Annotated in this window: 12 protein-coding genes; 10 read left to right on the top strand and 2 right to left on the bottom strand. The window is 73.3% G+C overall.

What is annotated here, in order from left to right; translation table 11 throughout:
* Nucleotides 1-32 precede the first annotated feature (32 nt).
* The 4 genes from ACIBAD_RS14040 (at nt 33) to ACIBAD_RS14025 (ending at nt 2756) form a co-directional block, all read left to right on the top strand.
* A complete protein-coding gene (locus ACIBAD_RS14040) occupies nt 33-428 on the top strand; it encodes a cell division protein SepF (RefSeq protein ID WP_053691438.1) in 396 nt (131 codons plus the stop codon).
* Between the two features lie 67 nt (nt 429-495).
* On the top strand, nt 496-1755 hold the full coding sequence (locus tag ACIBAD_RS14035; protein ID WP_398906647.1) for an ATP-binding protein: 1260 nt from the start codon (nt 496-498) through the stop codon (nt 1753-1755).
* Complete coding sequence (locus tag ACIBAD_RS14030) at nt 1752-2147, top strand: nucleotide pyrophosphohydrolase (RefSeq protein WP_398906645.1); 396 nt, start codon at nt 1752-1754, stop codon at nt 2145-2147. The genes ACIBAD_RS14035 and ACIBAD_RS14030 overlap by 4 nt, the downstream gene beginning before the upstream one ends.
* 123 nt (nt 2148-2270) lie before the next feature.
* Complete coding sequence (locus ACIBAD_RS14025) at nt 2271-2756, top strand: DUF6099 family protein (RefSeq protein WP_398906643.1); 486 nt, start codon at nt 2271-2273, stop codon at nt 2754-2756.
* A 75-nt stretch (nt 2757-2831) separates the two neighbouring features.
* Here ACIBAD_RS14025 and ACIBAD_RS14020 read toward each other — a convergent pair whose 3' ends face one another.
* A complete protein-coding gene (locus tag ACIBAD_RS14020) occupies nt 2832-3098 on the bottom strand; it encodes a hypothetical protein (protein WP_398906641.1) in 267 nt (88 codons plus the stop codon).
* 203 nt (nt 3099-3301) lie between these two features.
* Here ACIBAD_RS14020 and ACIBAD_RS14015 point away from each other — a divergent pair, with 203 nt between their 5' ends.
* Nucleotides 3302-4225 (top strand): LLM class F420-dependent oxidoreductase, encoded by a 924-nt coding sequence (locus ACIBAD_RS14015; protein WP_134070432.1) that lies wholly within the window; start codon nt 3302-3304, stop codon nt 4223-4225.
* A gap of 16 nt (nt 4226-4241) precedes the next feature.
* Nucleotides 4242-5177 carry a homocysteine S-methyltransferase gene (mmuM, locus tag ACIBAD_RS14010; protein WP_398906638.1) on the top strand — a complete coding sequence of 312 codons (936 nt, stop codon included), beginning with the start codon at nt 4242-4244 and terminating at the stop codon, nt 5175-5177.
* Here the strand turns inward: mmuM and ACIBAD_RS14005 are convergent.
* Nucleotides 5156-6205 (bottom strand): hypothetical protein, encoded by a 1050-nt coding sequence (locus ACIBAD_RS14005; protein ID WP_398906636.1) that lies wholly within the window; start codon nt 6203-6205, stop codon nt 5156-5158. The genes mmuM and ACIBAD_RS14005 overlap by 22 nt on opposite strands.
* A gap of 215 nt (nt 6206-6420) precedes the next feature.
* On the opposite strand from ACIBAD_RS14005, the gene ACIBAD_RS14000 reads away from it, so the two are divergent.
* The 4 genes from ACIBAD_RS14000 to ACIBAD_RS13985 all read left to right on the top strand — a co-directional run bounded on the left by ACIBAD_RS14000 (nt 6421) and on the right by ACIBAD_RS13985 (nt 12475).
* The gene (locus ACIBAD_RS14000) at nt 6421-7938 is read left to right on the top strand and encodes a 3' terminal RNA ribose 2'-O-methyltransferase Hen1 (RefSeq protein ID WP_398906634.1); all 1518 of its coding nucleotides are present in this window, start codon (nt 6421-6423) and stop codon (nt 7936-7938) included.
* Complete coding sequence (locus ACIBAD_RS13995) at nt 7935-10481, top strand: polynucleotide kinase-phosphatase (protein WP_398906632.1); 2547 nt, start codon at nt 7935-7937, stop codon at nt 10479-10481. The genes ACIBAD_RS14000 and ACIBAD_RS13995 overlap by 4 nt, the downstream gene beginning before the upstream one ends.
* A 199-nt stretch (nt 10482-10680) precedes the next feature.
* Complete coding sequence (locus tag ACIBAD_RS13990) at nt 10681-11148, top strand: hypothetical protein (RefSeq protein ID WP_398906630.1); 468 nt, start codon at nt 10681-10683, stop codon at nt 11146-11148.
* Nucleotides 11149-11248: 100 nt separating this feature from the next.
* Nucleotides 11249-12475 carry an arginine deiminase gene (locus ACIBAD_RS13985; protein ID WP_166682032.1) on the top strand — a complete coding sequence of 409 codons (1227 nt, stop codon included), beginning with the start codon at nt 11249-11251 and terminating at the stop codon, nt 12473-12475.
* Nucleotides 12476-12528 lie beyond the last annotated feature (53 nt).

Here is a 12528-nt window from a genome sequence, read left to right as displayed (position 1 = left end):
ATGCACATGAAGCGCACGGCCGAGGCGGCCCGGTGAGCAGGTACGACGTCACGGACGAACAGTGGGAGGGGCTCGCGCAGGTGGTCCCCCTGCGCAGTCGCAACGAGTGGCCCTCCCGGGTGGACCACCGCACGATCCCCACGGCGCCGGGGGCGTCCGCGGCGGAGCAGCGGCGCTTCGTGGTGATCCGGGTCCAGGTCTTCGCCGACGCGCGGGAGGTGGCCGAGTACCTGATCGCGCAGATCCCCGTGCTGCTCGACCTCACCGGCGCCGACAGCGAAGTCGCCAAGCGGATCCTCGACTTCAGCAGTGGCGTGGTCTTCGGGCTGGGCAGCGGAATGCACCGGGTCGACCGGAACGTGTTCCTGCTGGCGCCCGTCGGGACCGAGGTCGAGGGAATCGCGGCCGCCGCCGTCCCCCGATCGTAGGAAGGTCGCCGGGACGGAACGGTTCGCCGCGCCCACCGGGGGCCCGGCGGCCCGTACCGTCCGGCGCATGGACGCCTCTTTGGACTTAACCGCGCCGGGGGCCCCGACCCCCGCCCGTGCCGGGTCATCCGCCGCCGTTGCCGACGACGGGCTCCCACCCGCCGCCGCCGTGCCGGTGGACCGTGCGCTGCCGCCCGCCGTCGTGCACCATCGGCCCGTCGTCACCGAGTTGCGGCTCTCCGCGTTCGGCAGGCACCGCGGCGCCGTCTTCCCGCTGGAGCCCGTGACCTTCCTCACCGGGCCCAGCGGCAGCGGCAAGTCCCAGGTGCTGGCCGCCTACGAGGCCCTGGCCGGGCTCGGGGCCGGGGCCACCCTGGAGGAGGCGTTCCCCGATCCGCTGGCCCGGATCCCCGACCGGGCCGTGCCCGACGGCCAGGGGCGGCGCGGCTTCCGCATCGGCTGCACCGTCGACGGCCCCGCCGGGCCGGTCCGCCTCGACCTCGCCGTCCAGGCCGAGCCCACGCTCCGGATCGTCGGCGAACGGCTCGCGGCGGACGGGCAGATCCTGCTCGGCACCGCCCTGCGCGACCCCGGCCGGAGCTCCGTGCAGGCCTCCTGGCTGACCGGCGGGGCCGTCGGCGTCACCCGGGCGCCGCTGCCCGACGACCGGCTCGGCACCGCCCTCCTCCCGCTGCGCGTCGCCGGTTCCACGGCCGGGCAGCGCCGGGTGCTCGCGGCGGCCGAGCAGGTGGTGGTGGCGCTGCGCTCGGTGTTCCCCTGCGACCCGCGCCCCGACCGGATGCGCGCACCCGCCCCGCCGGGCGAGGGCCGGCTGCTCGGCGACTGCGCCAACCTCGCCGATGTGCTGCGCCGGACCCGCGACGAATGCGGCACCCGCCACGCGCTGCTCGCCGCGGCGGCGCGGACCGGCTGCGCGGGCCCGGTGGAGGGGCTGGACGTACGGGCTCCCGCGCACGGCCCGGTCACGGCGGTGCTGGACCGGGGCCGCTCCGGGCCCGCCACGGAACTGGGCCGGCTCGGCGCGGGCGAGCTCCGCTTCCTCGCGCTGGCACTGGTCCTGCTGACCGGCCCGGGGGTGCTCGCCATGGACCCGGCCGCCGAACTGCTCTCCGCCCGGCAGGCCCTGACCGTCCTCGCCGACGGCTTCGACCGCGATCTTGACCGGCAGCAGGGAGCCGAACTGCTGCGGCTGGCCCTGCTGTCCTGCGGCCGCGGCCATGTCCGGCTGCTCGCGGCGGTGGGTGAGGCGGCGGCCGCGGCCGCCCGCGTGACCCCGGGGGTGACGGTGGTAGACCTGACGCCATGAGCGATGAGCGGGACGTACAGCACGGGGACGAGCCGCGGCCGCGCGAGCGGCTGCACCAACTGCAGCGGCGGCTGGCCGAGTTCGCCGCCGCCCGGGGCTGGGAGCCGTACCACACGCCCAAGAACCTGGCCGTGGCGCTGAGCGTGGAAGCGTCCGAACTGGTCGAGATCTTCCAGTGGCTGACGCCGGAACAGTCGGCGAAGGTCATGGAGAAGCCGGAAACCGCGCACCGCGTGGCCGATGAGGTGGCCGACGTGCTGGCGTATCTGCTGCAATTCTGTGAGGTTCTCGGGGTGGATGTGCTGGATGCGCTCGCCGCGAAGATCGAGAGGAACGAGCTCCGCTTCCCGGTGACAGGGCCCCCGACATCGAATTGTCACTCTTCGGAGTGATGGCGTCGTCCGCAATCATGTTTGTGTCCACAGATTTCCGAATACCCCTGGCTTTACTGGCCCATTGCCCTCACTCTGGGTAGTGGTGAGGATGGCGGATGTCGTGCGGACGGGGGACGGCATATGGATGCGGTACGGCTCATCGCGGCCGGCCGGCACGCGCTGGCACAGAGCGGGGCGGCGATGGACATCGTGGGCGAGGCCTGGCAGGCCCAGGCGCTCACCCAGGGGATCGGGAGCTGGCTGGCGGTCGCGGGGCCGCCGGAGCTGAGATCGGAGGCGCGGGGACTGGGTGAAGCGGGGAGCAGAGGCTGCGGGGTGCTCGACAGATCGGCCCTGAGCGCAGAGGGCGTCGCGCCCGACTATCCGCCGAGAGCCGCGCAGCTGACCGGGGTGGCGGATGTGCGCCAAGCCCTGCTCGGACTGCAAGCGCTGTTCGGCGAAGTGGGAATAGCCCTGGTCGGGGTGGCCTGCGCGACGGACGACGAGGGCCTGTACTGGCAGTGCATAGAGTCCATAGACGCGGCCGACGAGTCGAGCGACCGGGTCCGGGCCGTCCTGCGCAGGCTGACGGTCCGCGAGCGGGGCTCCGCCTCCGGCGTGGCCTGACGGGAGAACGGTGCGAGCGGAATCGGGGGTCCCGCCGCGCGCGACGGGACCCGCACGGTCATCCGACCGGCGCGGTCACTGCGACCGGTGGGACGGCCGCTCGCCCTCGGGGGTACGGCTGCCCGGGGTCAGCGGCGCGCCGGGGGCGCGGTCCGTGGAGGACTGGAGGTCGGCGTCGAGCTGCGACAGGTCGGCGTTCAGCGCTGCCATCAGCTCTTCCATCTGCTGGAGCAAGCCCTTCGGTGCGCCGCCCTGGGCGGCCGCCGCGGACTCCTGATGTGCATGGTCGTATGCTGCCTGTCCGGTTTGTCCGGTGTGCTCGGGCACGGACTCGTGGGACATGGCGGCCTCCTCGGCCCTGGCCCTTCCAAGGCGGAAGGGGGCGGTGGACGCGTCGGCGGAGGGCCGCCGGCGCGCGGGCCGGGCGGTCCGGCTCCGTCCGAGCCAACGATCCCCATCCGGGCCGGTCACTGGCCGTGCCCGGGGTGGACCGTCCGGTTGACGCATATTCACCCTGCAGGGGTGGGCGAGGCAGGATGGGAGCCATGGATCTCCGTATTTTCACCGAGCCCCAGCAGGGCGCGAGCTACGACACCCTCCTGACCGTCGCGAAGGCCACCGAGGACCTGGGCTTCGACGCGTTCTTCCGGTCCGACCACTACCTGAAGATGGGGTCGGCGGACGGCCTGCCGGGGCCCACCGACGCCTGGATCACCCTCGCGGGCCTGGCCCGGGAGACGCGGCGGATCCGGCTCGGCACGCTGATGACGGCCGGCACCTTCCGGCTGCCCGGCGTGCTCGCCATCCAGGTGGCGCAGGTCGACCAGATGTCCGGCGGCCGGATCGAACTGGGCCTGGGCGCAGGCTGGTTCGAAGAGGAGCACAAGGCGTACGGCATCCCGTTCCCGGCGGAGCGGATGGCCCGGCTGGAGGAACAGCTGGCCATCGTCACCGGGCTGTGGGCGACCGAACCCGGCGCCACGTTCGACTACGCGGGTACCCACTACCAGGTGGAGAAGTCCCCGGCGCTGCCCAAGCCGGCCCAGGCCAAGGTGCCCGTGCTCATCGGCGGCCACGGCGCGAAGCGCACCCCGCGCCTCGCCGCGCGGTACGCGGACGAGTTCAACATGCCGTTCGCGTCGATCGCGGACAGCGAGCGGCAGTTCGGCCGGGTGCGCCGGGCCGCCGAGGAGGCCGGGCGGGGGGCCGACGACCTCGTCTACTCCAACGCCCTGGTGGTGTGCGTCGGCAAGGACGACGCCGAGGTCGCCCGCCGGGCCGCCGCGATCGGCCGCGACGTGGACGAGCTCAAGGCCAACGGCCTGGCCGGCTCCCCGGCGGAGGTCGTGGAGAAGATCGGCGCCTACGCGGCCGTCGGCAGCTCCCGCGTCTACCTCCAGCTGCTCGACCTCGACGACCTGGACCACCTGGAGCTGATCTCGGCCCACGTGCTGTCCCAGCTCGGCTGAGGGAGGCGGAGGAACCGTGCCCCGAGCATCCGGCCCGCTCGCCGAAGCCCTGGCCCACAGGGTCGTGCTCCTGGACGGGGGGCTCAGCAACCAGCTCGCCGACCAGGGCTGCGACCTGTCCGGCGGACTCTGGTCCGGCCGGGTGCTCGCCGAGCGGCCGGACCAGGTGGAGGCCGCGCACGCGGCGTACGCGCGGGCCGGGGCCGAGGTGCTGATCACCGCCAGCTACCAGGTCGGGTACGAGGCCTTCGCCGCGCAGGGCCACGACCGGGCCGAGACCACCGCCCTGCTGCACCGCAGCGTCACGCTGGCCGCCCGGGCGGCCGAGGCCGCCGACCACGAGGTCTGGGTCGCCGCCTCGGTCGGCCCGTACGGGGCGGTGCGCGCGGACGGCTCCGAGTACCGCGGGCGGTACGGGCTGAGCGTGCGCGAGCTCGCCGCCTTCCACCGCCCCCGCATGGAGGCGCTGCTCGCGGCGGGCGCCGATGTCCTGGCCCTGGAGACCATCCCGGACGCCGAGGAGGCCGAAGCCCTCCTCGGCGTCCTCGCCGGCACGGGGGCGGCCGCCTGGCTGAGCTACACCGTGGCCGGCGACCGCACCCGCGCCGGCCAGCCACTCCCCGAGGCCTTCGCCCTCGCGGCCGAAACCCCGGAGATCATCGCGGTCGGCGTCAACTGCTGCGATCCGGCGGACGTACTGCCCGCCCTGGAGGCGGCCGCTTCCGTCACCGCCGGACCGCTCCTGGCCTACCCCAACGACGGCTCCGTCTGGGACGCGCCCACCGCCACCTGGCACGCCCCGCCCCACCCCGCCCCCTGGCCCGTCGAAGCCTGGCGCACCGCGGGCGCCCGCCTGCTGGGCGGCTGCTGCCGCATCGGCCCGTCCGACATCGCCGAACTGGCCGCCGGGGACTCGGGGAGCGGAACCGGTCAGCGGCGCCAGCGGGGCTGACCGGGACCCTGGCAGGTGTAGGCGACGCCCTTCTTGCTGACGCCGGTCGCCCCGGCCGGGGAGCAGAACGCTCCGGGCGTCACGGCGCCCGCGCCCGAGCCTCCGCTGTCGGACCCCCCGGAAGAGGACGACCCCCCGGAGGAGGACCCCCCGGAGGAGGACCCACCAGAGGACGATCCCCCGGATGTCGATCCGCCGGAAGAGGACCCGCCGGAAGAGGACCCGCCCGATGCCGTGCTGCCGGAGTCGTCGTCCCCATGGGTCGGCGCCGGCTCGGGGTGGAGCCGGGTGTTCGGCGCACTCGGGCAGGCGGTCCCGGGCGACGCGAGCTTCAGGGAGGCGGAGGCGGTACCGGGCGCGCTGACCTCCCTGCCCTCTTCGGGCTCCTGGAAGCAGACGACCCAGTCGTCCACGGCTGCGGGCAGGGTGACGTCCGTGAACGCGCTCTGCGGCTCGATCTTCTGGAAGCCGATCGGCCTGAGCGTCTCCGAGGCCCCGGCGAAGGCCAGACCGACGACCCTGGGCATCTTCGGACGGGGGATCGGATCCCCGTCCTTCGCGGGACACGCGGCGCCGGTGCGGACCACACCGAAGTCGAGCGCGGGTATCGCACCGGCCTTCTCGGTGAGCACGCTCTGGAAGCACACCTTCCAGTCTTCCTCGGCCACTTGGGCGGCGTTGCCCTCGGAGGCGTCGTGCGAGAGCACGCCGAATCCGGCGGCGAGCGCCATGGCCCTCGCCTCCTTGAGGTTCCGGCCGACGAGGGCGGGAGGCTCGGCCCGACCGGGGCTCGCACTGGGCGGGGCGGACGCGAGAGCGGCCGGCTTGGAGTCGGCCTCGGCCTTCTCCGGCGGGTCGCCCAGGAAGGGCGTGAGGAACCACAGCCCGGCGAGAACCGTCGCGACGACCTTCTTGGCCTGCCCCCACCGGCTCGTCCAGGCGAGAGCGATACCCGCGGGCGGGAGCACGACGAGCAGGGCGACGATCAGGGCGGGATGCTGCCACCAGCGGCGGACGGGCGCGGGCATGGGTGGGTAGGGCTGCGGCGGGTACACGAAGGGAGGCCCTCCTGGGCGACGGGGCTGCTGTGGCACGGGGAACGACGTGTTCCGGGGACCGTACAGCGCCCGCCGCGCGGCCGTCGGCCACTTGCCCGGATCGGGAACCGCGGGGTCGCGGGGGGCTGGTGGGAGGGGGGAAATCCAGTGGCCCCCGGCAGCGGGCTGCGTCCATGCTGAGCTGCATGTTCCTGACGATCTCCACCACAGGCAGTGCCGAGCACCCGGCTACCGACCTGGGCTTCCTGCTGCACAAGCACCCCGGGAAGGTGCAGGCGTTCTCCACCTCCCACGGCGTCGCCCACGTGTTCTATCCCGAGGCCGCGGACGAGCGGTGCACGGCGGCGCTGCTGCTGGAGGTGGACCCCGTCGCGCTCGTGCGGCGGGGCCAGGGCAAGGGGCGGGGCGGGGCGCCCGACGCCGCGCTCGCGCAGTACGTCAACGACCGCCCGTACGCGGCCTCCTCGCTGCTCGCCGTCGCGCTCAGTTCCGTCTTCCGCAGCGCCCTGGCCGCCAAGTGCTCCGCCCGGCCCGAGCTGCCGGAGCAGGTGCGTCCGCTGCGGATCGAGATACCGGCGCTGCCCGCGCGCGGCGGCCCGGAGCTCGTCCACCGGCTGTTCGATCCGCTCGGCTGGGACCTCGTGGAGGCCGAACCCGTGCCGCTCGACGAGCAGTTCCCCGAGTGGGGGGACTCCCGGTACGTGCGGCTCGTCCTGGAGGGCGAGCTGCGGATCGCCGACGCCCTGCGGCAGCTCTACGTGCTGCTGCCCGTGCTCGACGACGCCAAGCACTACTGGGTCGCGCCCGACGAGGTCGACAAGCTGCTGCGCGCAGGCGACGGCTGGCTCGCCGCGCACCCCGAGACCGGGCTCATCAGTGCCCGCTACCTCGCCCGGCACAAAAGGCTGACGCGCGACGCCCTGGAGCGGTTGGAGCTGCTGCGCCTGGCCGAGGCCGACGGCAGTGAGGTCGAGGAGCTCGACAACGCCGTGGAGGAGGCCGACGAAAGGCCGGCGCCGCTCGCCGTGCGGCGCCGTGAGGCGATCCTCGCCGCGCTGCGCGCCGCCGGTGCGGCCCGGGTCCTCGACCTCGGCTGCGGACAGGGCCAGCTGGTGCAGGCCCTCCTCAAGGAGCCGGCCTTCACCGAGATCGTCGGTGTCGACGTGTCCATGCGGGCTCTCGGCATGGCCGCCAAGCGGCTGCGCCTGGAGCGGATGGGGGAGCGCCAGAGCAGCCGCGTCCGGCTGCTCCAGGGCTCGCTCGCGTACACCGACAAGCGGCTGGCCGGCTACGACGCGGCCGTGCTCAGCGAGGTCATCGAGCACCTGGACCTGCCGCGGTTGCCCGCCCTGGAGTACGCGGTGTTCGGCGCGGCCCGCCCCCGTACGGTCCTCGTCACCACCCCCAACGTCGAATACAACGTCCGCTGGGAGACCCTGCCCGCCGGGCAGGTCCGGCACGGCGACCACCGCTTCGAGTGGAACCGCGAGGAGTTCCGCGGCTGGGCCGCCTCCGTGGCCGGCCGCCACGGGTACGAGGTCGCCTTCGTACCCGTCGGAGACGACGACCCCGAGGTGGGGCCGCCGACCCAGATGGCCGTCTTCACGCAGATCCAGACCGCCACCGACACCCGCACCGCCGACACCCACACCACCGCCACCGCCACCACCGCCGACACCGCCAAGGAGGGAGAGGCCGCATGACCCGTACCGGCAACCGCGTACTTCCCGTCACCGACCTGTCCCTCGTCGTCCTCGTCGGGGCCACCGGATCCGGGAAGTCCACCTTCGCCCGCAGACACTTCAAGCCCACCGAGGTCATCTCCTCCGACTACTGCCGGGGCCTCGTCGCCGACGACGAGAACGACCAGAGCGCGAGCCGGGACGCCTTCGACGTCCTGCACTACATCGCCGGCAAGCGCCTCGCGGCCGGCCGCCTGACCGTCGTCGACGCCACCAGCGTGCAGGCCGAGGCCCGCCGCGGGCTGGTCCAGCTCGCCCGCGAGCACGACGTACTGCCCATCGCCATCGTCCTCGACATGCCCGAGGAGGTCTGCGCCCAACGCAACGCCACCCGCCCCGACCGGGCCGGGCTGCCCCGCGCCGTCATCCAGCGGCACCGCCGCGACCTGCGCCGCTCGCTGCGCGGGCTGGAGCGCGAGGGCTTCCGCAAGGTGCACGTGCTGCGCACTCCGGAGGAGGCCGAGGCTGCCGAGGTGGTGCGGGAGAAGAGGTACAACGACCTCACCCACCTCACCGGCCCCTTCGACATCATCGGTGACATCCACGGCTGTTCCTCCGAGCTGGAGACCCTGCTCGGCAAGCTCGGGTACGAGGACGGCGTCCACCCGGAGGGCCGCACCGCCGTGTTCGTCGGCGACCTCGTCGACCGCGGCCCGGACAGCCCCGGCGTCCTGCGCCGGGTGATGGGCATGGTCGGCTCCGGCAACGCCCTGTGCGTGCCCGGGAACCACGAGAACAAGCTCGGCCGCCACCTCAAGGGCTCGAAGGTGCAGCGGACCCACGGGCTCGCCGAGACGATCGAGCAGCTCGGCCGCGAGCCGGAGGAGTTCGTCCAGGAGGTGAGGGAGTTCATCCGCGGCCTCGTCAGCCACTACGTGCTCGACGGCGGCAAGCTGGTGGTCTGCCACGCCGGCCTGCCCGAGAAGTACCACGGGCGCACCTCCGGCCGGGTCCGTTCGCACGCCCTGTACGGGGAGAGCACCGGCGAGACCGACGAGTTCGGCCTGCCCGTGCGCTACCCGTGGGCCGAGGAGTACCGCGGCAAGGCGGTCGTGGTCTACGGCCACACCCCGGTCCCGGACACCGCCTGGATCAACAACACCATCTGCCTGGACACCGGCGCCGTCTTCGGCGGGAAGATGACCGCCCTGCGCTGGCCCGAGCGCGAACTGGTCGACGTACCGGCCGAGAAGGTCTGGTACGAGCCGGTCAGGCCGCTCGCCGCCGGGGCGCCGGGCGGCCACGACGGGCGCCCGCTCGACCTGGGCGACGTGCACGGGCGCCGGATCGTGGAGACCCGGCACCTGGGCAACGTCACCGTGCGCGAGGAGAACGCGGCGGCGGCACTGGAGGTCATGAGCCGCTTCGCGGTGGACCCGCGGCTGGTCCCGTACCTGCCGCCGACCATGGCGCCCACCGCGACCTCGGAGGAGAGCGGCTACCTGGAGCACCCGGCCGAGGCCTTCGCCCAGTACCGCAAGGACGGCATCGCCCAGGTCGTCTGCGAGGAGAAGCACATGGGCTCCCGCGCCACCGTCCTCGTCTGCAAGGACGCCGAGGCGGCCCGCGCGCGCTTCGGTGTCGACGGACCGACCGGTTCCGTCTACACCCGCACCGGGCGGCCCTTCTTCCAGGACCCCGAGGTCACGGAGGAGGTCCTCACCCGGCTCCGCGGCGCCGTCACCGACGCGGGCCTGTGGGAGGAACTGGCCACCGACTGGCTGCTGCTGGACGGGGAGCTGCTGCCCTGGTCGCTGAAGTCCGCCGGCCTGCTGCGCAACCAGTACGCCGCTGTGGGCGCGGCCTCCCGCGCCGTGTTCCCGGACGCCCTCGGCGCCCTGGCCGCGGCCGCGGAGCGGGGCATCGACACCGGCGACCTGCTCGACCGCCAGCGGGAGCGGGCAGCCGACGCCGAGCGGTTCACCGATGCGTACCGGCGCTACTGCTGGACCACGGACGGACTGGACGGCGTACGGTTCGCGCCGTTCCAGCTGCTGGCGGCGGCCGGGCGCTCGCTGGCCGCCGTGCCGCACGACGAGCAGCTCTTCTGGCTGGACCGGCTCGTCGCCGCCGACGAGGCGGCCGGCACCGGGCTGCTGCGCCGCACCGGCCGGATCCTGGTCGACACCGCCGACGAGGACTCCGTACGGGCGGGCACCGACTGGTGGCTGGCGCTGACGGCCGCGGGCGGGGAGGGCATGGTGGTCAAGCCGCTCCAGGCGTACGCCCGGGACGGCAAGGGCCGGCTGGTCCAGCCCGGGGTCAAGGTGCGCGGGCGCGAGTACCTGCGGATCATCTACGGCCCGGAGTACACGCGTCCGGAGCAGCTGGAGCAGTTGCGCCGGCGGTTCCCGGGGCACAAGCGCTCGCTGGCCCTGCGCGAGTACGCGCTCGGCCTGGAGGCCCTGGACCGGCTGGCGGGCGAGGAACCGCTGTGGCGGGTGCACGAGGCGGTCTTCGCAGTGCTCGCCCTCGAATCGGAGCCGGTCGACCCCCGGTTGTGAGCGGGGGACGGTACACGCGCAGCCGTAAAGGTGAGGCCCCTGTACGGCCCCGAATTAGGTCGTATGGGGGAACTTTCCCGGAGAACGCCGGGAAAAGCACCGGCGGGATCGTTCATCCAGGGCAGCGGAATGTCCGCGACCCTGGAAGGACGGAACGTCACCTATGAAGATGACCGCGCGCGGAAGCATTGCGGCACTCATGACCTGTATGGCCGCGGCCGGAGCGGCCACCCCGGCCGTGGCCGACTCGGTGCCGGTGGGTGTCCCCCTGGACGCCGTGGAGACCACACTGGGCGTGGACACCCCGCGCGTGGCCACCGCGGTGCCGGTGCCGGTCGTCGGCGCCCCGGAGGCCCCCCGGTACCACAAGGGCGATCTGCTTCCCAGCCCGATCCTCCCGGTGATGCCGATCACCACCCAGCTCGGCAGCACCCTGGTCGGGGCGCCGGTGCCGAACCTGCTCGGCGACCCGAAGACCGACGGCGAGGGCGCGCTGGAGTCCCCGGCCACCGATCTGCTCGCCCGCACCCCCGGTGCGGTCGTCGGCGCCCCGCTGACGATGCCGGACGGCAGCAACTACGGCATCCCGAACGTGACCGCACCGAAGCTGGGCCTGACCACCCCGGAGCTGATCGGGGCCCCGTCGGCCCTCCTCGGCCTGCACTGATCCCGCCGGCGCCGCCGGGACCGCGGGGGATGCCGGCTGTGCCGCGTCTCCTGAGCGAACGCCACGTCAAAAAGCCGTCCGGTCTGCGAACGTGTACGCCATGGGATTCCATGTCGACTCCGAGACCGGGCGGCTTCGCCGCGTCATCCTCCACCGGCCCGATCTGGAGCTGAAGCGGCTCACACCGAGCAACAAGGACGCGCTGCTCTTCGACGACGTGCTGTGGGTGCGCCGGGCCCGTCAGGAGCACGACGGTTTCGCGGACGTCCTGCGCGACCGCGGCGTGGAGGTGCACCTCTTCGGCGACCTGCTGTGCGAGGCCCTGGAGATCCCGGAGGCCCGACACCTCGTACTGGACCGGGTGTTCGACGAGAAGGAGTACGGGCCGCTCGCCACCGACCACCTGCGTGCGGTCTTCGACCAGCTGCCGGTGACCGGGCTGGCCGAGGCGCTGGTCGGCGGGATGACCAAGCGCGAGTACCTGGAGCGGCACGCGGAGCCGGTGTCGGTCCGCTTCCACGCCATGGAGCTGGACGACTTCCTGCTGGGGCCGTTGCCCAACCACCTGTTCACCCGGGACACCTCCGCCTGGATCTACGACGGGGTGTCCATCAACGCCATGCGCTGGCCGGCCCGGCAGCGGGAGACGGTGCACTTCGAGGCGATCTACAAGCACCACCCGCTCTTCACCGCCTCCGGCGCCTTCCACTACTGGTCGCAGGGGCAGGCGGACTACCCGTCGACGATCGAGGGCGGGGACGTGCTCGTCATCGGCAACGGTGCGGTGCTGATCGGGATGAGCGAGCGGACCACGCCGCAGGCGGTGGAGATGCTCGCGCGCGGCCTGTTCGCCGCGGGGTCGGCGAAGACGATCGTGGCGCTGGACATGCCGAAGCGGCGGGCCTTCATGCACCTGGACACCGTGATGACGATGGTGGACGGAGATACGTTTACTCAGTACGCGGGCCTCGGCATGCTGCGCTCCTACACGATCGAGCCGGGGGAGGGCCTGCAGGAGCTGAAGGTGACCGACCACCCGCCGGAGCACATGCACCGGGCGATCGCCGCCGCGCTCGGGCTGGACTCGATCCGGGTGCTGACCGCGACGCAGGACGTGCACGCGGCGGAGCGCGAGCAGTGGGACGACGGCTGCAACGTGCTCGCCGTGGAGCCGGGGGTCGTGGTGGCGTACGAGCGGAACGTGACGACCAACACCCACCTGCGCAAGGAGGGCATCGAGGTCATCGAGATCCCGGGCAGCGAGCTGGGGCGGGGGCGGGGCGGGCCGCGGTGCATGAGCTGCCCGGTGGAGCGGGATCCGGTCTGAGCCCCCTCTGTATATCAATACAAGGGATCGTATAGACTTCCAGCATCCCCTGT

It is taken from the genome of Streptomyces sp. NPDC051109, assembly GCF_044455885.1.
Classification (GTDB): Bacteria; Actinomycetota; Actinomycetes; order Streptomycetales; family Streptomycetaceae; genus Streptomyces.
This window is presented reverse-complemented; position numbering and strand designations above follow the sequence as displayed.

Excerpts from the sequence above, each read along its gene's own strand:
- ACIBAD_RS14035 (WP_398906647.1), top strand. The coding sequence starts at position 496 with ATGGACGCCTCTTTGGACTTAACCGCGCCGGGGGCCCCGACCCCCGCC.
- ACIBAD_RS14030 (WP_398906645.1), top strand. The coding sequence starts at position 1,752 with ATGAGCGATGAGCGGGACGTACAGCACGGGGACGAGCCGCGGCCGCGC.
- ACIBAD_RS14025 (WP_398906643.1), top strand. The coding sequence starts at position 2,271 with ATGGATGCGGTACGGCTCATCGCGGCCGGCCGGCACGCGCTGGCACAG.
- ACIBAD_RS14020 (WP_398906641.1), bottom strand. The coding sequence starts at position 3,098 with ATGTCCCACGAGTCCGTGCCCGAGCACACCGGACAAACCGGACAGGCA.
- ACIBAD_RS14015 (WP_134070432.1), top strand. The coding sequence starts at position 3,302 with ATGGATCTCCGTATTTTCACCGAGCCCCAGCAGGGCGCGAGCTACGAC.
- ACIBAD_RS14005 (WP_398906636.1), bottom strand. The coding sequence starts at position 6,205 with ATGCCCGCGCCCGTCCGCCGCTGGTGGCAGCATCCCGCCCTGATCGTC.
- ACIBAD_RS14000 (WP_398906634.1), top strand. The coding sequence starts at position 6,421 with ATGTTCCTGACGATCTCCACCACAGGCAGTGCCGAGCACCCGGCTACC.
- ACIBAD_RS13995 (WP_398906632.1), top strand. The coding sequence starts at position 7,935 with ATGACCCGTACCGGCAACCGCGTACTTCCCGTCACCGACCTGTCCCTC.
- ACIBAD_RS13990 (WP_398906630.1), top strand. The coding sequence starts at position 10,681 with ATGACCTGTATGGCCGCGGCCGGAGCGGCCACCCCGGCCGTGGCCGAC.
- ACIBAD_RS13985 (WP_166682032.1), top strand. The coding sequence starts at position 11,249 with ATGGGATTCCATGTCGACTCCGAGACCGGGCGGCTTCGCCGCGTCATC.